The 20894-nt window shown below is 45.0% G+C and carries 16 protein-coding genes; 11 read left to right on the top strand and 5 right to left on the bottom strand.

Annotated features, from left to right (window positions below; genetic code table 11):
* Positions 1-2386: 2386 nt before the first annotated feature.
* Complete coding sequence (locus tag DMB45_RS11925) at positions 2387-4345, bottom strand: ATP-binding protein (RefSeq protein ID WP_095231406.1); 1959 nt, start codon at positions 4343-4345, stop codon at positions 2387-2389.
* A gap of 65 nt (positions 4346-4410) precedes the next feature.
* On the bottom strand, positions 4411-4584 hold the full coding sequence (locus DMB45_RS15055) for a histone H1 (RefSeq protein WP_215710725.1): 174 nt from the start codon (positions 4582-4584) through the stop codon (positions 4411-4413).
* Between the two features lie 497 nt (positions 4585-5081).
* Here DMB45_RS15055 and DMB45_RS11920 point away from each other — a divergent pair, with 497 nt between their 5' ends.
* Together DMB45_RS11920 and DMB45_RS11915 are read left to right on the top strand one after the other, a co-directional pair.
* Positions 5082-5285, top strand: coding sequence for a helix-turn-helix domain-containing protein (locus DMB45_RS11920; RefSeq protein ID WP_095231405.1), 204 nt, complete (start codon positions 5082-5084; stop codon positions 5283-5285).
* Between the two features lie 12 nt (positions 5286-5297).
* Positions 5298-5591 (top strand): helix-turn-helix domain-containing protein, encoded by a 294-nt coding sequence (locus DMB45_RS11915; RefSeq protein WP_095231404.1) that lies wholly within the window; start codon positions 5298-5300, stop codon positions 5589-5591.
* Between the two features lie 64 nt (positions 5592-5655).
* On the opposite strand, the gene DMB45_RS11910 is transcribed toward DMB45_RS11915, so the two are convergent.
* Complete coding sequence (locus DMB45_RS11910) at positions 5656-6867, bottom strand: site-specific integrase (RefSeq protein WP_110688800.1); 1212 nt, start codon at positions 6865-6867, stop codon at positions 5656-5658.
* Positions 6868-6886: 19 nt separating this feature from the next.
* Positions 6887-8116, bottom strand: coding sequence for a site-specific integrase (locus tag DMB45_RS11905; RefSeq protein ID WP_110688799.1), 1230 nt, complete (start codon positions 8114-8116; stop codon positions 6887-6889).
* Between the two features lie 289 nt (positions 8117-8405).
* Here DMB45_RS11905 and DMB45_RS15050 point away from each other — a divergent pair, with 289 nt between their 5' ends.
* The 9 genes from DMB45_RS15050 (at position 8406) to DMB45_RS11860 (ending at position 19590) form a co-directional block, all read left to right on the top strand.
* Complete coding sequence (locus tag DMB45_RS15050; RefSeq protein ID WP_317046871.1) at positions 8406-8570, top strand: tyrosine-type recombinase/integrase; 165 nt, start codon at positions 8406-8408, stop codon at positions 8568-8570.
* 559 nt (positions 8571-9129) lie between these two features.
* The gene (locus DMB45_RS11895; RefSeq protein ID WP_041504280.1) at positions 9130-9690 is read left to right on the top strand and encodes a DUF3575 domain-containing protein; all 561 of its coding nucleotides are present in this window, start codon (positions 9130-9132) and stop codon (positions 9688-9690) included.
* A 6-nt stretch (positions 9691-9696) separates the two neighbouring features.
* Positions 9697-11004 (top strand): OmpA family protein, encoded by a 1308-nt coding sequence (locus DMB45_RS11890; protein WP_041504279.1) that lies wholly within the window; start codon positions 9697-9699, stop codon positions 11002-11004.
* Positions 11005-11036: 32 nt separating this feature from the next.
* Positions 11037-12230: a fimbrial protein gene (locus DMB45_RS11885; RefSeq protein WP_041504278.1), complete on the top strand. Its 1194-nt coding sequence runs from the start codon at positions 11037-11039 to the stop codon at positions 12228-12230.
* Between the two features lie 74 nt (positions 12231-12304).
* Positions 12305-13192, top strand: a complete 888-nt coding sequence (locus DMB45_RS11880) for a FimB/Mfa2 family fimbrial subunit (protein WP_041504277.1) — start codon at positions 12305-12307, stop codon at positions 13190-13192.
* Positions 13193-13204: 12 nt separating this feature from the next.
* Positions 13205-14716 carry a fimbrial protein gene (locus tag DMB45_RS11875; RefSeq protein ID WP_041504276.1) on the top strand — a complete coding sequence of 504 codons (1512 nt, stop codon included), beginning with the start codon at positions 13205-13207 and terminating at the stop codon, positions 14714-14716.
* A gap of 3 nt (positions 14717-14719) precedes the next feature.
* The gene (locus DMB45_RS11870) at positions 14720-16597 is read left to right on the top strand and encodes a hypothetical protein (RefSeq protein ID WP_041504275.1); all 1878 of its coding nucleotides are present in this window, start codon (positions 14720-14722) and stop codon (positions 16595-16597) included.
* A gap of 2 nt (positions 16598-16599) precedes the next feature.
* A complete protein-coding gene (locus DMB45_RS11865) occupies positions 16600-19254 on the top strand; it encodes a hypothetical protein (protein ID WP_041504274.1) in 2655 nt (884 codons plus the stop codon).
* A 24-nt stretch (positions 19255-19278) separates the two neighbouring features.
* Positions 19279-19590, top strand: a complete 312-nt coding sequence (locus DMB45_RS11860; protein WP_052634809.1) for an HU family DNA-binding protein — start codon at positions 19279-19281, stop codon at positions 19588-19590.
* A gap of 118 nt (positions 19591-19708) precedes the next feature.
* On the opposite strand, the gene meaB is transcribed toward DMB45_RS11860, so the two are convergent.
* Positions 19709-20812: a methylmalonyl Co-A mutase-associated GTPase MeaB gene (meaB, locus tag DMB45_RS11855; RefSeq protein ID WP_110688796.1), complete on the bottom strand. Its 1104-nt coding sequence runs from the start codon at positions 20810-20812 to the stop codon at positions 19709-19711.
* Between the last annotated feature and the right edge of the window lie 82 nt (positions 20813-20894).

Raw genomic sequence — 20894 nt, 5'->3', positions numbered from 1 at the left:
AAGACCGGCAGAGGTTACAATATAGACAATTATTATATTACTTCCGCCAAAGCGAGGAATATACCTGTCAGCTTGTTGACAAGCTTACATGGAGTGACAAGATGTATCTGTATCCTATATCCAATGTAGAAATGTCTAAAAATTCACTTCTGAAACAAATCCTGATTGGTAAGAATAAAATAAGTTGAGAAGCTGTTTCAATTTTGTTTGTGGTGGCGTCTTTTCTGCAGTCTATGATCTCCTCTCTATGAAATAATATCTTTGACATACCAGATACAGCTTCCAGATTTATCACAATGGTATTTATTCATAACAGTAGATGACATGAAATATTATAGGAAAAATCAAGCTCCACAATCCTTGCAATCACTGATTGAATAAGATTTTGTACTTGATGGTTATGTAATATTTTTATAGATTATATACTCCATAAAAAGTTTTCTGATTTTTTTAATATTGTAAATTGCTTCTGTTTTTAATGCGGTTGTCTTTCCACTTATAAACATACCGACTCCGGAGGCAAAGGCTGAAATGGTTTGTCGGCGTATTCGCCGTTAAACCGTTCGTTTTCGGTTAAACGAAAACACAACTTGCTGTCCGCAGGAGCGGACCACGTTTATCCAATAATTATTGTGTATCAGACTGTTGTGTGGCTATTTTCCTGTGTTTTGTGGGGCTTTTCCATCAGATATTTGCCGGCTGTTCTCCCCATTAAAAGATAGATATATCTCCATAACCATGTGACTTACGCCCATAATTCGGGGATAAGGAGGCGAATATACGGAAAATCTGCCCTTTACATACCTTATTCTCCATTAACGAATTACTACTTCTACACTTCTGCAAATGGAGAATGACAGGTAGCCGTATACGCCTGATTGTTTTTTCATCGTCTCCATTAACGGATTGCTACTTATACACATCTGCAAATGGAGAATGACAGGTAGCCATGTGTGACTTATGTTTTTCTTTATAGTTCTCCATTAGTGAATTGATATTTATACACTTCTGTAAATGGAGATTTTAAGATATCTGTATCCGGAAAGGTGCGTGCTCCCTTCGCTTCCGGCTATCCTTATTTTAATATCCAGCTATATTGCAATTCTGTAATAGCATTATCCGGATAGCGTATCATACGGCTATATACAAATATGGCTACACTATAATTCATGGTTGTGATGGAGATGGCTCTTCCCATCCGGTAACATGACCATAATACCACGAGAAAAAAAGACAACGTCTACAGAGAAAAAACGGATGGCAGGGACGGTTACAGAATGACAGATTTCGACAAATAACCGGCTGTTTTGGGAAACAAGCTCGGATCTGAAGTTCTGGTCAATCAGCCGTCAAAAGGCTGTTTAGGTATATTATGCCATCAGGTACAAGAATGTTTGTTATGGTAGCTTTCTCCGATTGTCATTAGGGAAAAAGGATTTCAGGGTATCCTGTTTTTTGGTATTCTGGTTGTTTGGTAATCAAGAAAATAGAAAGTCTGGTACATGTGAATTTAGGTGATCATCCCGGATGGTAATCTGTAAAAGAGCTTTTTGGAACATTTGAAATACCGATAATAAAAAAAACGAAATCAGGTATATGGACGCTGTCATATACCCACAACCTGCCATATCGCTGTTCCGATAATCATATATGGTTATCCGTGTATCCCGCTATATCCTTATTCCGATAGAAGGGCTTATCGTTATCGTCGTATCTCTATATTTAGGCATATGGCTATATGCGTATTCAGCGGTATCATTGCCTTTCCCATCCGGGTCTGCCACAGGTTGGATAAGTTTTTAATTTGAAGGTAATCGGCCTGATGGTATAGAAACATGAAAAACTCTGTAATCATGGCATTTACCCGGGCAGAGAAGCCACATCTTTTTATTGTCGAATTCTCAGCGTTGCTTCATCCATGTGTGAAGAGGAATTTTTTCTTTCATAGCAACGTTCCTTTCACATACGCCAAAGGGGGTAGTGAATCCAGCCCTGCTTCGGCTTTCTTTTCCATATGACAAAAACTAACTATCCATGGCTATTCCTGCTAGTGGACTGATTTTGTTTGGCAGGTATCGTTTCTTTCTTTACATTCGCACCAATGAACATTAAAAATTGAGCGCATGGAAATATACTACATTGAAGCCGATGTCCTTGAGATGATGCGGACATGCTCCGAGAACCTGTCCGCACATGTGGCAGATTGTATGAGGGAAACCGCTGTAATGAACTCGGAGAATGACTGGACGATCAGGATGTCTGCCTACTCCTTAACATCTCACCGTATTTTGCTTTCTTTTGAGTAGGTAATGAATGATTCAAAACGATGAATTCCGTTTATTCCTATCCTAAAAAATATTTTATTCCCTTCTTCTTTCTCATTAACTTATTCAATATCAAATTCTTTCTTTAATAGTTTAAAGAATACATCGTTTCTATTTGATGCAAGTTCATAAATGTCTTCAAAGGAATATAATTCTATCCTAATATCCATTTTATTTCTCGGATTGTCATCCTTAGAAAAATTGTCCTCAAAGTAATATGAATTTGCAAGGAATGGGATAGGTTTATATCCGCCACTAAAACTATTGGATGTCAACTCCTTGTCTATATCGGATTTCCTAGCAAGAATGATACCTGTATATTGTACTTGCTCCGTATTCACAGTCCAATTCAATGTTTTATGTGGATGCTTATAAAAATCGTGAGCGTATCTTTTAACCTGTGCTATCATTCCTTCTTTGGTATTTCCTGCATTATGTGCGTTTGTTGTTGATTTTAACTCAAGGATCAGAATTTGTTTTGTTTTTTCTGGGTCATCAGCCCAAATGTAAACATCTGACAAAGGTTGCCCTGACTTGGTGCTTTTAACTTTGAAATCGTTTGAGAATGTTGTGAACTTGTCATCCAGAATCCAAAGATTATGTAAATGATTGATATTTGAAGAATCACTTAAAGTTGTTCCTCTTTTAATAAAGAGTTCATGTACAGAGCTTTCTAATTCTGATTTATCATTTCCGTCTTCATCAAATTTTTGAATTAACATATGCAAACGTTTCAATACACTTTCTCGATGTTTGACATATATATGCAAACTTGAGTTTAAAAGCTTATAACATTCTTCAGAATCACTAAAAAGTTTATCTTCTTCATTTTCGAACTCTCTATCTATTTGATTCCAGAACTTTTTCTCTATCCTACTCTTCTCGTCAATAGCAGATTGTACAATATCTTTCTCATTTACTATCTTTTTATCATCGATAATATTACTATCTTCAATAAATGTCTCAAGCGAGGGGTACTTCTTTTTGAAATTCTTTAAATTACGCTTTGTCTCCTTTTGGTTGTTCTCTATAATAGAGCTAAATTCAATATCCAAGATCTCACTTATTTTCTTATTTATTTTTAATATATCATCAATTGGGATTTCTATTTTTTCGCCTTTTGTGTCGACATATTCATCGAAATATTCCGATGTTAAATACAATAAATAACCGTCATTATTATCAATTGAATAACTTAATTTCCCATTGGATAAATCCGCTTTCAAGTTCCTTGCAAAACAGGTTACCGGATTCTCTCCATGCATTTGTGTTCCTTTTTTTATCAACCATAGCATAAAAGATTTATTACCCTCTGCGAGATTGATTTCAAAGGGTTTTCTTTCTGTTTCAGATTCAATATTTCCTTTTTTTACAGTAACATCCTCTCCATTGAAAATAATATTTACTACAAGCTGTTCATTGGTTACAATGAATGGAAAAAAAGTTTCTATAAACCATTGTTTAAATGCTTTTGAGTTTGGGTATTTATAAAAAAAAGTTTTTGCTCGTCCTAATGTGTTTTGTTTGTTTAAGTATGCTGTCAGCTTGGTATAGGTATCTTTTATTTCTGGCATCTCTTCTACAAACTCATCAAAATTAAAAAGTCCATCAGATGTATTTGGATATGGAATGGTTCGCTTTTGATATGTACCATCTTTATCCTTATACACCGTTTCATATTCAGATGAGTCGGTAAAGTATACAATAGCCAATCTCCCTTGGCCCAAAGGATGGAAATTAAACTGCTCCTTTTCCAGGTTTTTTTTATCAAGTTCTTCAAAATAGAGACGATTTTTTTCTGTAAAGCCTTCACCATTATCCCTTAATTCGATTTTACATTGATTTTCATCAAAAGTAATATTTAGGTCTAGCTGAGGGATAAAATTCGTTTCTTTATTTTGCCGAATTAAAACGGCATGTATGGAATTGGAAATTATCTCTCTTAATAAAAGAAAGAATTTTTCACGGCTATTCTTATATTCTTTCTCTGCCCTGTATTGAACGTTTGATTTCTGTTCCATGATGATACTACAATTTTTTGAAGGCTATTTTAAACTCAACATATATTCTACTTGACGATAAAAGATCACTTGGCCACTTCAACCGACATCTTACGGAATTCCTTAAGCAAACTCCTTAATTCTAACGTAGCTTTACGTGCTTTCATACCTGCCACATTGTTGCCTTTGGAAACCAGCTGTTCCACATCTTTTTGAAAAACGGCAAATTTTCTCTGAATGTCAACAAGAAGTTTGTTTATATCCTTAAAAAGTGTTTATTGACCAGTGATTTTATAATCATAGTTACAAAAACAAGATTTAAATTCCAAATAATTAAATGTTCTAGTCTCTTTTTATTGAAAAGACTACGAAGGACAAATAAGGTTCAGGAGCAATTTCTCGTTTGGAACCACTTGTTGAAATCGCAATGATAAAGTTCTTAGCCTATATGGAGCACTCCAGAGATTTTATACTCATTTTTTTGATACTTATTTTGTACGGTGGAGTTTTTTTTCTTTACCTCTTTCGCATGACAATAGCCGACTATCCATGACTATTCCTGCCAGTGTGCTGGTCGTGCTTGCCTCTCATGGTTTCTTCCCTTATATTCGCACTGACATTTAAACGAGTTAGGAATATGGAAATACGCTACATCGAGGCCGGTGTCCTTGAGAGGATGCTGGCACGTGCCGAGAACCTGTCCGCACGTGTGGACAGACTGTATGAGAGAAACCGCTGTAAGGAATCCGGAGAGTGACTGGACGGTCAGGATGTCTGCCTGCGCCTTGACATTTCGCCACGTACCCTGCAAACCCTCCGCGATACCGGACGGCTGGCGTTCACCCGCCTCCAGCGGAAGTTCTATTACAAGCCCGGGGATGTGGAGAAGTTGATGGTCTACGTCGGCATCAGACGCAAGGAGAAGGAGGTGAGAGAAAGAAGGAAGAACGAAAACCTTTAAAGAGCGGAAGAGATGGAAGGCATTATCGACAAGGAGAACGAACGTGTCCGCAGGTTCTTTGCCCTGCTGGACAACATGGAGAAAAAGATGGAGCGTCTTGCCCGTGACAACCGTCCTCCCTTCAACGGGGAACGGTTCCTGACCGACAGGGAGTTTTCCGGTATGTTGAAGATCAGCCGCAGGTGCCTGCAGGATTATAGGGATCAAGGACGGATTCCCTATATCCAGCTCGGTGGGAAGATCCTATACAGGCAATCGGACATCGAGAGGCTGCTGGAGGAGAATTATCACCCTGCATTGGTATAATATCGTATTCAAGTTTAAGGATTGCCGCCGGAATTGCATTTACGATTCCGACGGCAGTTTTTATTTAGCCTGCGGCCGGAAAGGAAGCCGCAGGCTTTCTTCTTTCTATCAGCCGGTCCATGTCCGAGGATATCTTCCGGTCGGTGACCTGGGCGTAGACCTGCGTGCTGTCGATGTTCGTATGGCCCATCATCCTGGCGATGCTCTCTATCGGAATACCCGCGGTCAGTGTCAGGGTTCCGAACGAATGCCGGGCCATGTGGTAGGACAGGTTCTCTTTCATACCTAACGCCACGCCCATTCCATGTACCTCGTACCAGAGGACGTCGCGGACCGGCAGCGGGAATACCGGCCTGTCGTCATCCGTGGTGTTGTAAAGCTCCAATATCTGTCCGGCTATGGGATGCAGCGGGATGAACGCCTCCACGTCCGTTTTGGCGCGGCGGATGCGGATATACCTTCTTCCTTCCGAGGTCGTTCCGATGTGACGGGGATGGAGAGCCCTCGTATCCGCGTAGGCCAGACCGGTCAGCGAGGAGAAGATGAACGTCCTGCGTGCCAGCTCCATCATCGGGTCGGGCATCGGGGTTTCCATCATCCGCTTCAGTTCACCGCGACTGATATGCCTTAGTTTAGGTGCTTCTTTCCTCTCGTATGCCACGTCCTCTATCGGATTGGCTCTTAGTACTTCCCGGTCCACGGCGATGTAGATGAGCCGGTTGAGCCAGCACAGGCAGTGGTTCACGTGTCCATTCCTGTGTCCCAGCTCCTTCTTGAGAAAGACCTTGAACGATTCGGCGAACTCCTCGGTGATGTCCGAAAAGGCGATGTCCTTCATCCCGCGGGATTCGATGAACTGCCTGAGGTTAAGCTGCGTGGTCTTTGACTGGCGGTAGGTGGAAGTGGAGTTGATCTCCTTGGAGCGGACCCTGAGACGTTCGCGTTCCACCTCTCCGGCCTGCAGGAGGTATTCCGGCACGGAATTGGTACCGGATACGGTGGTCTTGAGCAGTTCGGCAGTGACCACTCCCTGGTTCCTCAGCAGGTTGGCGTACGCCTCTTCCAGCCGGCTGCGGAAGGCGGCAAGGCGGTTGTTCTCCCTGGCTGTTTTGATTTCTCCCTTCGTACTGTCCCAATCACCGGGCCTGCAATAGATGCCTGTCGTGACAGCCGATTTCTTCCCGTCGATGCTGATCCGGCAGAGGACGGCGGTCGTGCCGTCCGATCTGACCTTGTTACGGTTGATGTAGAATAAAAGCTTGAATGTACTGCGCATGATAATGATTGTTTAGGGATTAAAGAATAAGTTTCAAATCACGGGTTGCCTTGACGAACCTGTCCATGTCCTCGAACAGTCGTTTCGGGGTCACGCTCGCGTATATCTGGGTGGTCTTTATGTTGGAGTGTCCCAGCATTTTGCTGATGGTCTCGATCGGCACCCCCTCCTCGAGCGTGACCAGGGAGGCGAAGGAATGCCTTCCCATGTGGTAGACAAGGTCCTGGCTGAGCCCCGCCATCAGGCGCAGGGATTTCATATTTGCCCTGAGCGTATGGTAGTCCTGCGGCGGGAAGAGGGTGGCACGGGTATCGTCACGGTACTTTTCGATCAGTGCGAGGGCCTCCGGCAGCAGCTTGACGCGTCCGAGATAGTCGGTTTTCTTTCGCCGGTATTTCAGCCAAAGACAGCCATCGTCGTCCGTGAAGAGGTTCTTCCGGGTGATGCTTACCACATCGGCATAGGCCGTACCGGTGTAGCAGGCGAAGAGGAAGAGGTCCCGGGTGATGACATGTGACCTGCGTTTTTCCGGTATCTCCAGGTCGCACAGCTTCTCGAAATTCTCCCGGCTGAGCGCCCGTGGGGCGGTCTCCTTCTGCTTGGGTAGCTTGTAGTGGCAGAAATGGTATTTCTCCGAGTGCCCCTCCTTGTAGGCGATGCGGCAGACCTTTTTCAGAATGGCCAGGTAGCCGCGCAGCGTGTCCACGGCGTATTTCTTCTCCAGGAGGATGAAATCCTGGTAGTCACGGATGAACTGCTCGTTGAGCTGTCCGAAGGCAAGATCCGGGACCTTGAACCTCGTTTTGATGAATTCGGCGAGCGTGCGGTAGGTGAAGAGGTAGGTCGAGAGCGTGGTAGGCGCACGGTCCACGCCCACACGCGCTTTCATCTCCTCATTGTGCCGGTCGAGAAGTTTGAGCAGGGTCATCTGCGTGCCCGCGTTACCTTGGAACAGGTCCCTTACGGCAGCGGCATCGAAATCTCTCTTCCTTTCCATGAGGGAATTGAAGGCCGAGTGTACGGCAAGCAGCAGCCTCTCTATTTTTTCATTGGTCTCCACCGCTTCCCGGCTTTTGCCGTTCAGCCGGCTCTCACGCGCGTTCCATAGCTCGGGAGTGCAGGAAAGCTTGCAGCTGAACTGCGCCATCGTGCGGTTCAGGGTGATCCGTCCCATGATCGGGGCCTTGCCGGTCTTGTCCGGCTCGCTCTTTTTCAGGTAGAGCAGCACCTTGAATTTTTCCACTTTCATACGCTCTTTTTTAGGTTGTAAAAATACTCCTTTGAAAAGCGTCCTTTGGCATGCAAAACATTGATAAACAGTGAATACAAATCCGCTTTGTTCCTGTCGGTAAAAACTTGGTTACCTGCCGTTGTTTCCGAAACAGGCGGCTAACAGTCTGGTAACTGAAACGTCGCAATATTTTGTTTTCTTTTGCAGGTCTGTCTATTATGCAATTTTTGCAAAACGCTTAATTATAAACGTTTTACGTTTAATTCTCGTCATTCTGTTTTTTATTGCATTTCTAAATATTACTTATGTGGCTCGGCATAGCTGGGCTACTATCGCTCATCGTAAAGGAATTCCTCTTCACATCATCAGCGAAGGCATGGGACACCATTCTGAACGAACAACTGTCATCTACTTGGATTCATTGGATAACCGCTTGCTTGACAAAGCCAACGAAGAGGTGACCTCGTTATAGTCTTTTATATCGACAAAAGGTAGAAAAAATTGTTCTACGGATTCTATCCGATCTAATTTTAAAAACAATTCATGCTATAATGCAATCAATAGACTATTCTGATTCTATATAAGAGGCGGAATTGTCTATTATTGTCGCAAATATATGACTATATTCCATAAAAAACAAAACTGGAATCATTGTATATAGAAATAAAATTAAAAATAAATTCTTTTTTTATATAATTCATTCTTGCTATTATTTTGTATAACATTGATTATCATTATGTTAACTAATTGTTTTTCTATTCATATTTAATACAACTCTATTTTATATTATATACTATTGATTATAAGTAATATAAATAACACCGTTTATCCATAAATAAAATAGGTTTACAAATTTGTTTATCAAATAACTTAAATATCATCCTATAACAAACATAAAATACTTATTATCACGATAATAAATCACTACATCACATTTATTCCGCCTCTTATATAGAATCGGAACATATAGTTAATATTTACATTCTGATAAATAATGAATAAACGTGTATAAAAATAAACAGTACTACAATATGAAATTGTCTCTTTTTCTCTTTTTCATTCTCGTTCTCATTTCCGTATCACACGGACAAACAATAGCCATCAAAACAAACGCATTATACTGGGGAACAGCAACTCCCAATTTCTCCATCGAATTGGGATTAGGAAAACAGACCTCGCTAAACATCGACGGAGGATACAACCCGTTTACCTTCCGTCATAACGAAAAATGGAAGCATGTGCTGATACGATCGGAGTTCCGTTACTGGACCTGTGAGCGATTTTACGGTCACTTTTTCGGTCTTCACGTGGGATTAGTAGAATTCAATATCAGTAAAAAAAGAATACCGTTCGTCAACACACTATCTTACCGAAGATACGAGGGGCGGGGATTTACCGTCGGACTCTCGTACGGGTATGTCTGGGTTATAGGAAACCGATGGAACATTGAAGCTACCGCCGGTATCGGTTTCCTTCACACGGATTATTCCCTCTACAAATGCAACAGATGCAGTCAAAAACAAGGGGACTTCTCCGGGAACCGCATCATTCCAACGAAATTAGGACTATCGATTGTTTACATGCTAAAATAAATCCTTATGAAGAAATACATCCTCTATATTCTGTTACTCATCATTTCTTCGGCAAAAGCCCAAAAGGCCCATTTGACTCTTGAGCAATTAGAAACCAAGGTGGAAAACGGCTATATACACGTAAGTTTCACCATTTCCAAAACCCGGAATACCGTAAAAAGTTGCCATTGTCTCCGGATCTACCCCGCAATAGTAAATAAAACTAAACAGAAGAAACTTCCTTCCGTGGTCATCAAAGGCAGACAATGGCGCAAACGCAGTCTGCAAAAACGGCTTCTAGCAAAAGTTGCGGAAAAAGAGAAGCATACGTTTTTTGGCAAAGAAGAGGATATTTTACATTACAAGGCTCGAATTCCTTACAAAGAATGGATGGCTGTCTGCCAACTCCGGATTCAAACGGAAGAGGAAGGTTGTTCTAAAACTTATCCCCGGCAGGAACAAACTTATTCCATTACCTGCTCTTTCAAAACAGAAATTACCCCTTACGGTTTGGATATCCCCCCGATAATAGCTCCTGAAAGAGAACTTATGCGACGGTATACCTTTGTAAGTCCGACCGGAGAGAAACGACCCGACAAACAAAGGATCGTCATCCGTTTTAAAGTTAACGAATCAAGCATAGATCCGGAGCTAAACGATAACCGGGAAGTACTAAACGTTATCGATTCCGCTATTACCGGATTAAAACAGATCGATCGTTGCACGATCGACAACATCAGCATCGAAGGCTATGCCTCGCCGGAAGGTAATTCTCTGTATAATCAGCAATTGGCTCAAAAACGAGCCAAGGCCCTGCGTGATTACATTGCGAATAAACATCATATAGAATCAAACAATTTTACCATTTACCAACGAGGGGCAAACTACAAGGAATTGCGCCGTTTGATCGCTTCCTCTTCTTTGAAGTACAAAAACGAAATTCTAAGAATTATCGACCGCAACCCCGTGGAAAAAAGAGAACAAGCTCTCCAAAGCCTTCACGGAGGTCGTGCTTATATCGTGTTACTCGACCAATATTATCCGCAATTACGGAATGCCTGTTACATCCGCATCTTCTATAAAGCCGCTCCCGATCCGGTACTAACGGAAATCAACCGGGGCATCGAGCGGTTGAATCGAGGAGATTACACGGAAGCATTCGACCTATTACAGCAATACAAAGAAGATCCTCGAAGTTTCTTCCCGTTGGGGATCTGTCATCTTTTCAGGGGAGAGAAGGAGGAAGCATTGAAATTCCTGATGAAAGCCGAAGCTGCCGGAATCCCGGAAGCAGGAAAATACATCAGACAAATAGAGGAGCAGAATCCTTCATAACAAAACAATCATTAATAACAAAAAGAAAGATCATGAAAAAATTTCAATTCTGGACATTAGCCCTGACAACACTTCTTTTCGGGGCCTGTTCCGACGACAAAACCGCCCCTCAACCCCAACCGGAAGGGACCGCATCAATCAGCGTACGCGTATCGGGAACCCCAACCGCCAAAGCCACAGGTTCCTCCCACAATGCCCATGAAAGTATAGATATTAAAAACCTGCAGATACTTGTGTTTGCCAACGGCGTGAAGGCGGGTTACGGAAAAGCCGAGGCCGAAGGAGCTACGACTTCCGTGACGGAAGTCAAAGGCATTTTAGTCACAGCTGGACAGTCTTACAACGTCTACGCTTTCGGTAATGTCTACGCAGCCGACGGAACCACCATGCTCGACCTGTCCACAATCACGAAGGTTGACGAGCTTCCGGCAATTGAAAACATCGCCAACCAATTCTCGCACTCCACCGTGGCAGGAAAGGCAACGACAAGCTCTTTACAAGCAGGCCAAAACGCGTTGGGATACGGGGCTTCTCCGACTACAGGCACCAGCGTGGGTGACGATTTTAAAGTAAAACGCATCGTAGCCAAAGTCATGTTAACCCGATGCGAAAAGGAGACCTCTATCAACACCAACCTGACAATTAACAAAGTCTATATTCTAAACGGCAAGAACCAATCCAAGTTGACAGGAACCTCGTTAAAGGTAAACGGCTTTGAAAACTTCGTTTACGGATCGAATCCGGGAGGAACAACACCCTTTAAGAATAATACGCTCTACCCGGGCAGCTATCACTCCATTCCTAAAGATCCGACGACGATTACCCCGACAACAGCATTAGCCGACAACTGGCCCAACGGCGGCGTAAGCTCCACGGCTCCCCTCTATTACTACCTGTTCGAAAATAACGGTAACGAAGCAGCAAGCGGTGAATATTCCGTCATCACCGACCACAAGGCCTCCACGATGTTAGTCATCGAAGGAAAATGGAAAGATGACCCTTCTGTAGCCGGAGAGGGAGAAACCGTCTATTATCCCATCATCATCAATGTAAACACGGGACAAACACAGGAGTACACCATCATCCGCAACAACGTTTACGACATCCAAGTAACGATCACCCGTAAAGGAGCAAACAATCCCTGGGTTGCGGTCAATGCCTGGTTAGACGCTCAAATTACACTCGAACCTTGGAATACGCCCATTACACAAAGCGTAATATGGTAATCTTAAAAAAATATAAAGCAAACAAAACCAAAGCCGCTGTTCACTCCGGAGAACAGCAGTCTTAAACCGAGACCATGTTAAAGTCATTGATCACGAAAATAGGAGTGGCAGGTTGTATCCTATGTTCCGGTTGTATCCGGGATGATCTGAGCAACTGTCCCCCATCGGTCTTCCGGGCAAAGCTATACGTCAAGCTCGACGTTCAGGCAAAAGCAGCAGCAACCCGTCCATATCCTGTCAGAGAAGGCTTACTTTTTATTTTTGACAAGGACGGCCGACTCGTGAAACAGCAAAGAATAGCCGGAAACACCATTCAACAACAGCAACCCATCGAATTGGAATACCCCACCCGGGATTCGATTACCGTGGTGATCTGGGGAAACCAGGACGACACGAGAGAGACATTTTCCATTCCGGACGAACCCGCTCTTGCGGCTTGCCGGCTACTGCTGACACGTAACGGGGAGTATGTCAACTTTCCTTCCGACCTTTTTCACGGGATAACCCGCTTGGCTTGCGACGAACCGGACGAAGAGCGCATCCAAACCGTCACTCTTTGTCGGAGCGTGGGCAGTGTGGCCATCACCTGCTACGACATGGATCAGGGATTGGGAGAAAGCGATATCCGTTTCAGACTCAAGCACACTCCAGAAGGTCTGGACTTTCACGGTAAATCCGGGGGAGAGGCCGTGGACTACCGTTTCGATCCCCGTCCCGAAATCTTGCACGGAAAGAAAGCCTGGTATAGCGGAATACGCAATCTGCTTCCCTGTTCCATAAAACAACAAATGACCCTCGACATCCTCCGGGACGGAAAAGTCATCCACTCGGAGCCCTTACCGGCAAAAGCCGCGGCCAATCAAACCATGAACATCGTCATCTACATTGCCACCACGAGTCTTTCCGTTCATGTAGTGGTAAAACCGTGGGGAGAAGTAATTAACCAAACCATTATCTGGTAACCAGAAAAGACCATGCGAATCATTTTCTTTTATTTCGGCCTGTTTTTGATGTTTTCTTGCCAAGATTCATTCCCGGCGAGAGAGGAGGAAAACATCGCACCCGAAACCAAAAGATCGACGGTCTCCTTTTCACTCTCCAACCCGAATACGAATATCAGCGCCACCAATGTCGACAACCGGGTAAAAACCGTCCGGGTATTGATCTTCGATCCCGACGGCAGTATCAGTCGTTACAACAACTCCCTCACGAACACATCCATCCCCAACAACCAACGCTTTCCCGTATCCGGCTACTATCCCTCCGACCGGACCTCGATCACGATCGAGACGGAAACTACCCCCGGCAAGCATAATATCTACCTCGTGGCCAACGAGGACTCGGAAACGGGTCTCGCCGCCCGACTCGCAGGTGTCACGACCGAACAGCAACTGCTCGATCTAAAAATAACCTACACTACCCTCTTTACTCCAAGCGAAACCACCCCTTTTTTGATGACGGCAAACCTTTTGAATCAAGCAATCAAACCCTATAGTCGAAACGAAATCAACATCTCTCTGGTTCGTACCCTTTCCCGGGTGACGGTAAACCTGAATCAATTACCACCGGCCGTTTTCACAAACGCAACAAGCTGGTGGAGTGATCCTACAGGAATCGCAAGCTGTTACATCATAGATGCCTTCAACATCTCTTCGCCACCTGACTACTCCCTGATATCCAAAAGTAATCCTCGCATACTCGGTACAACGACTCCGGTAATACATAAAACAAGTACTACCGATAGCTGGACTTCTTATATCAATCTTATAAACACGCGTAAAATTTCAATAACCCACGACAGGAGCGCAACAACCGTTTTTTATATACCGGAAAATCTCCCGGAAAATCCTTACGATTTAAACGAAGGGTTACCGCTTCATTTTAAGGTTATTCAAAGGCAATTAACAGGTACAAATTCTTCACCATACTACACGGAGACTTCCGAATCTCATACCTACTCTACCATTTTAGAATACCAAAAAACACCCGGGGATATCATAAGTTATGCCATTCCCCGGAACTCGTCCCTGACCGTAAACGCGGAAATTCGGAATTGGACGCCCGAAAACATTTATGTTAAAACCGAGATCCGCCCCTGGAACAAAGATACGGTCACCGAAGAATTCGGACCGACGGAATACGAATGGGGGACATGGATCGACGACATAACGATAGGAACTTTGCCTGCCGCCATCGAATTACGAGAATCCGAAGCCACGCGTATCGGAATCCGCCTGAGACACCCGATCGGTCGAAGGTGGCACGTATCGCTTTCGAACGGCTACGATTTTGAATTTACACCCGAATCTGTCACCTCCGGTGAGGTTCCGCATTCAGGAACCAATCCGCCTTTCCTGAAATTTAGTGTCCGACCGACCCGGCCCTATAATTCCGGAACAGACCCGAATCATGAAACTAAAGTATACATCACAGTGGACAATAAACGAGTTCCCGGTGCAGTAATTACCATTCGACAAATACCTTAAGACATGAGCATGCTAAAAAAGATATATCTACTCCTCTCCGCCATTACGCTATTCTGGTGTTGTCACTCCCCGGTCTCCACTCCCGAACCGGAAGAGACGTACATTTATATCCGGCTCAGCACCCCGAAAGAAAAAACGGTCGCACGATCCGTTTCCGAATCTGGCGAAGACCCTTTACAGGAAAACAAAATCGACGAGATGGTTTTCTTTTTTGTCCGACAAGAAGGAGGAGAGAAAAAGATCATTGTCAAAATCACCAGAACAGGAGCGGAGGTTACAACAGCCCTGAACGGAAACGGGCTAATCACGATTCCCGTTTCTGCTTTAAGCGACTTAAACCCCACGGATAATATATGGGTATACGCTTTGGCCAATTTCGACCATACCGATATAACACCTCCGACAGAGCTATCCGTGTTGGAAAACAAATTGACCGACGAAAAGCATGCCATGAATAACGCTCCAAACACGTTATTTATCATGGAAACACATAATAACGAAGCTATCCCGTACAATATCAATCGTTACCCGTTCATCGCGTTATCTTTGAAACGAATTGCCGTTAAAATACGCCTCCGTTTCACCTTGGCTACTCCCCTTAAGGCTGACGGGACTCCCGAGGAACAATGGAAAGTCTGGAAAAACGAAAACATCGAACTGAAAAGGCAACATTTTTCCACCCGAAGCCGGGTCGTGGAGGATCCGCTCAGGCCACTTTCCACGTCCACCATCAACCATCAGGATTTGAATTCCCTCCTTCCCGGTATAACATTTTCCCCTCCTTCAGCGGAAGGCGTACTACAATCCCAAACCTCCACCATTCTTTATACGTTGGAAAATCCATGGAACGATCGCGGAGAAGAGAGCTTTATAACTCTACAACTTCCTTACATCGATCAAAACAATATACTCCAAGCGAATAACTACTATAAAATTCCCCTCTCCGACAGGGCAATAGCACGTAACAGCCTATTCGACATTCAAGTGATCGTACGGGAATTAGGTGCAAACAATCCGCAAACAGCAACTCCGTTAACCGGCAACCGGATCGAAATCAAAGAGTGGACATTCGAATCATCGGATGTAACCGTTGTAAACGATTTTATACAAGTGTCCAAAACCGAGGGCGAATTCACGGGTACCTCTTTCGATTTCAAATTAAAGACCAACCGATTTCCGGTAATAACGGCCATCGACAACAACAACGCACCCGTAACCGTTCTCATTCCTCCCTCGTACTCTTTGGCCAATGAAAACAGAATCGAAGCGACTCTCCCTTCTCTTACTTCTTTCACTCCAACACGAGGCATCACCGTGAGCATCACTTCCGGTATACTCGAGAAAAAACTCACGTTCAGACAATACCCCAACTCCTCTTTCCAGGAAGCCACACCGGGAGTTCCGGATTTTACCGTATTCGAATCACGGGTCGGGGAAGGGGATGTCGACTTGTCAATACCTGTAACCACCCATGGGGTTACCGAACCCACCGCAGGCGGGAATAAAAAAATTTCCCCCCGATTTCAAATCTATATTCACGGGCAAGAGGTGACAGGCGGAACCACTCCTCATCACCCGGATGAAATCGCCAGAAACCTCACCGTGCCGACCATAGACGGACGACCCGGGTGGCGGGTACCGACCGTCGCCGAACTACAATTAATCTACAAGGCTCTGGAAGCGGAATATACCCCGGGGACCCCAAACCGTACCGTGGCTCCTTTCACGAACCTCGTCTCCGGAGCCTCCTACTGGTCGGCCCGGCAACTGTCCACCGGTAGTTCGGAGTACACGATCGTCAATTTGACGGACAATACCACTTCCACAGGAAACTACGCCACATCAGCCCGTCTGATTTGTGTTCACGATATAACAAAATAGCCATGAACAAAAGAGATTATCTGTTTTTAATCCTGCTTTTCGTCCTGCACGGGGCTTGTTCCGATCCCTCTTTGGAACCGGAAACAAGGAAAAAGCACACAACATTAAAAGGCTTCCTATCCGTCCCTCCCTCTTTGACCGTATCGCCGACAGCCCGAACGGTCCGTAGCGACCTGAGCACGATAGACGTGCTCGTGTTCTCGGAAGACAGCATATTTTTAGAATGGAAAAAAGCCGTCAACCTATCCCCGGCGATCGGAATACCCGGCACGTATACCTATGATCTGACGCTCTCCGTCGATCCGTCGTTGACGAACGAACGTACTTTACACTATTTGATAAATGCCAATCTCTCCGCTTTTTCTGCAAGCGATTTCGCCGGACTGCACGAAGGAGAGGTTCGGGGGATGCTGATCGACCGTAAAGAATATAACATTTCCGGAGACACGGATTACACCATGTGGGGAAGTATCCATCTCCCGGACATTGCGGCTCTCACAACACTTCCTTCGATCGAAGTCATCCGGGATGCAGCCCGAATCAGTATCTCCTGGAACGGAATCTCCAATTTCGTTTGTGATGACATCAAACTTTACAACACGTTTACCGCCGGAATGATCATTCCCTCCGCCCCAGCAACGCTCACTGAACCCGCTTCGGCAACGACAGGAATATTCAACGCCCGGATTTCGGGACAAACTGCCGTCGTCCACGCCTACGAGCGAAAAAGCAATGCCTCTCCCTATCTTATACTGAAAGGGAAATACGGTAGTACCGCCGCCACTTTTTACAGAATCGCACTTGCCCAGGTTAACCCTCCCGCTTACACTCCGTTGGATATCAAGAGAAACCACCAATACGACATTCGGATCCTCGAGATCGACGGCCCGGGATACGCAACCCTGGACGAGGCCCTACGGTATCCTCCCTTCAATCATATCCGTGTAACTACCGTGGTTAACGAAGACTCGGCCATCAAAGATGTGATTACCAACGGACAATACTCCCTGGAACTGACCCGCTCCGACATTAATTTGTTAGAACCCACGGAAACGGAAGGAAACGTAACGATTACCCGGATGGCCGTTACCCGCATAAACGGCGTTACCGGAACGATACCCACCCTCGACGACATCCGGTGTACCCTTGTCGAAGAATCTGGCACAACGACAGGCGAGGACTTTATTCTCGGAAAAACGGCCGGGGAATTTCTGCCGCTTAATCCGTCAGGCGAGTTGATTCTCCGGCTACCTCCCCTTTCCGCCGCCGGAACCCGAAAAGCCAAAATACGGGTAACCGTGGGAAACCTCTCCCGGGAAATCTCCATCCGGCAAAGCCGGTTGCTTCGCTTCGAGGTAGGCTCCGTCTTTTACGTAGGGTGGGAAAAAGATTGCAGCATCCGTATACCCGTCACTTTACCGGTAGACACGGCCAACCCGACCGGTAACATAAACATTACCCTCGCACAAACCGGAAGCGCAAGTTTTACCGCCCCGGGTACTTCCGTACAAACGGGGCAACCTGCTCAAACCGTTATTTTTGCGTTAACGACCTCTTCGGGATATTATGGAGAACATCTCAACAACACTTACAGAACCATGTACGTCAAGCTAAGCGCCGAAGGTTTCCAAGACGAGATCATAGCCATAAAACAATCCAAATATTTCGACGGGATAACCGGAAAAGGTATTATCGGTATCTACCGGGATGATAATGACGACGGCATCTACCCTGTGGTTTTAGATGACACGAAAGAACTTTGGACCGCCACGGTCACGCAAGGAGACGATTTTATCCGCATCGGGGGATACGATGCTACCGACTTGGGCACAGGAAGTATAACAGGAGAAAAGGTTGTTCGCTTTACCTATCGGCTTTTACCCAATACTACGGGCAACGACCGTTACGGAAAGATCGTGATTACCTACGGCCTCTCCAATGCCACCCACACCATTTATGTGCACCAGGGATTCCGTGATATTCAGATCGGGAGCCGTTACTGGGCTGCCCGGAACGTGAATACCCCGGGAAATTTCACACTCCGGCCGGACGTCCCAGGAGGCCTTTATCAAATGCACACGACTACTCATTACGACGCCATCACCCCGGGAATAGGGATAGATTACCCAGGCTATCAGGTTCAAGGACAGTCGACAGGGACCTGGACGATCAGTCCCGCCGGCTATACAGTTCCCGGACAAACGGCTATAGCAACCTTAAAAGGGCAAATCACAAGCGGAAACATCGGAGATCCGGTTATTCCTACGGGAGAACCCATTGCCGCCTATTTCAATAAAATATTTTACGGACGGATAAACGACCCGGAAGACCCGCTGGCGTGCTCCGGTATCCTACTAATAAAAGAAGACGTTGAAGGAGACCTAATCCAAACCTTTTTCCTGCCTTGCCCCGGCTACCGTATTAAGGCATCCGGAAGACTTACCTCCACCCACGCTCACCGGTATCCGACCTCCTCACCCAACCCCTATTACTACTCAAACGGTATGTACTGGGGAAACGGAGGAAGTGTAATCGATATTTTTCACGATCCGGCACACAACGTGGGGCTTTTGGCTCCGGGAAATGCAAATGCCTTTCTAAACGACGGCGACGATATCAACTCTTTGGCCGCACCCGTTCGTTGTATCAGAGAATAACAGAGAAAAAACTAATAACACTTCATGAATAAACGAGAATTAGCCCATCAAGTAGCCGTCCGGAGCGGCATCACGAAAACAGAAGCCGGCAGAGCCGTACAGGCCATGATCGATTGCATCATGGAAACCCTGCAATCGGGAGAGAGAATTACCCTGATGGGATTCGGTGCTTTCTTCCCGCACGAACGTCCCCCGAGAGAAGCATATAGCCCTTATAGCGGAAAGTGCATCCAATTGGATACCCGAAAAACGGTAAAATTCAAACCAACATTTCCGGTCGACAATTCAAAAAACGATAGAATTAAAGGACCAAGGGACAAGGGATTAGATGATTAAAAAAGATTGGTGTTTGTATATCGGGAAATATAATGATTGGGAGATTAAAATGAAATCACGAAATCAATAAATATCACCCGATCACGGAATCTATTAATCTCCAAATCACAATTCTTTCTTATTTACAATTAAAATAGTTATCTAACAACTGAAATGCCGCGGCAAAGGAGCTGACTTCGTTATTCCGAACCTGCCGTTCTGCCTCCTTGATTGCTTCTTTTTGGTTTTGATAGAAGCGATTACGTAACTGCTCGTTAATCGTCTCGTACATCCAGTATTTAGCTTGTTCGCTTCGATGGTGTTCGAAATAACCGTTTTGTTGGGTTTCACTACAATAATGCAAAATGTTTTCCCATATCTTATCGATACCCGTCTTCTCATAGGCGGAGCAAGTCATCACCTGAGGTTCGACGCCCGATTCGTGAGGCGGGAAAAGGTGGAGAGCATTTTGCAATTGCACCTTCGCCAATTCGGCCCGGGTGATATTATTTCCGTCGGCTTTATTGATAATGATAGAATCGGCCATCTCCATGATTCCTCGTTTGATGCCTTGCAATTCATCTCCGGCACCGGCAATTTGTACCAAAAGGAAAAAATCCACCATGGAATGTACCGCCGTTTCGCTCTGCCCCACTCCCACCGTCTCAATCAGGATGATATCAAAACCGGCAGCTTCACAAAGCAACATCGCCTCCCTTGTTTTGCGGGCCACACCTCCTAACGATCCGGCAGAAGGGGAAGGCCGGATATAAGCATGAGGATCACAGGAAAGTTCTTCCATCCGGGTTTTATCTCCTAAAATGCTCCCCTTGGAACGTTCACTGCTCGGATCGATAGCCAACACGGCAATCTTGTGTCCCTGGGCAGTTAAGAATTTACCGAAAGCCTCGATAAAGGTACTCTTCCCAGCCCCCGGAACTCCCGTGATACCGATTCGTACCGATTTCCCCGTGTTCGGCAAACAACGGTTAATCACCTCCTGAGCCACCGCCTGATGATCGACCCGGGCACTCTCGACCAAGGTAATCGCTTGACTTAAAATATTAATATCCCCTCGGAAAATACCTGATACGTAATCGTCCGTGGTCAACGTCTTTTTCTTAATCTGCTTTAGCCTTTCAAGGATAGCCGGATTCACTGGATCAGGCTGTTCAATTCCTTTATTAACAGCCAACCCCTCGTAACAAGCGTCATTTTCCGGATGTTCTATATTTTGTTGCATAACTCACTTAATTAACATTTACGCGAAGATAACCTTTTAATTGTAGATTATAAATTGCAAATTGACAATTAAAACAACGAAT

It is taken from the genome of Sanguibacteroides justesenii (genome assembly GCF_003204205.1).
In the GTDB taxonomy this organism is placed as follows: Bacteria; Bacteroidota; Bacteroidia; order Bacteroidales; family Marinifilaceae; genus Gabonibacter; species Gabonibacter massiliensis.
Note: the sequence above shows the minus strand (reverse complement) of the source record. Positions and strands in the feature narration are given on the sequence as shown.

What these genes read in the sequence shown, in the direction of transcription:
- DMB45_RS11925 (WP_095231406.1), bottom strand. Translation starts at nt 4,345, where the DNA reads ATGGAACAGAAATCAAACGTTCAATACAGGGCAGAGAAAGAATATAAG.
- DMB45_RS11915 (WP_095231404.1), top strand. Translation starts at nt 5,298, where the DNA reads ATGGAAGGCATTATCGACAAGGAGAACGAACGTGTCCGCAGGTTCTTT.
- DMB45_RS11910 (WP_110688800.1), bottom strand. Translation starts at nt 6,867, where the DNA reads ATGCGCAGTACATTCAAGCTTTTATTCTACATCAACCGTAACAAGGTC.
- DMB45_RS11905 (WP_110688799.1), bottom strand. Translation starts at nt 8,116, where the DNA reads ATGAAAGTGGAAAAATTCAAGGTGCTGCTCTACCTGAAAAAGAGCGAG.
- DMB45_RS11895 (WP_041504280.1), top strand. Translation starts at nt 9,130, where the DNA reads ATGAAATTGTCTCTTTTTCTCTTTTTCATTCTCGTTCTCATTTCCGTA.
- DMB45_RS11890 (WP_041504279.1), top strand. Translation starts at nt 9,697, where the DNA reads ATGAAGAAATACATCCTCTATATTCTGTTACTCATCATTTCTTCGGCA.
- DMB45_RS11885 (WP_041504278.1), top strand. Translation starts at nt 11,037, where the DNA reads ATGAAAAAATTTCAATTCTGGACATTAGCCCTGACAACACTTCTTTTC.
- DMB45_RS11880 (WP_041504277.1), top strand. Translation starts at nt 12,305, where the DNA reads ATGTTAAAGTCATTGATCACGAAAATAGGAGTGGCAGGTTGTATCCTA.
- DMB45_RS11875 (WP_041504276.1), top strand. Translation starts at nt 13,205, where the DNA reads ATGCGAATCATTTTCTTTTATTTCGGCCTGTTTTTGATGTTTTCTTGC.
- DMB45_RS11870 (WP_041504275.1), top strand. Translation starts at nt 14,720, where the DNA reads ATGAGCATGCTAAAAAAGATATATCTACTCCTCTCCGCCATTACGCTA.
- DMB45_RS11865 (WP_041504274.1), top strand. Translation starts at nt 16,600, where the DNA reads ATGAACAAAAGAGATTATCTGTTTTTAATCCTGCTTTTCGTCCTGCAC.
- DMB45_RS11860 (WP_052634809.1), top strand. Translation starts at nt 19,279, where the DNA reads ATGAATAAACGAGAATTAGCCCATCAAGTAGCCGTCCGGAGCGGCATC.
- meaB (WP_110688796.1), bottom strand. Translation starts at nt 20,812, where the DNA reads ATGCAACAAAATATAGAACATCCGGAAAATGACGCTTGTTACGAGGGG.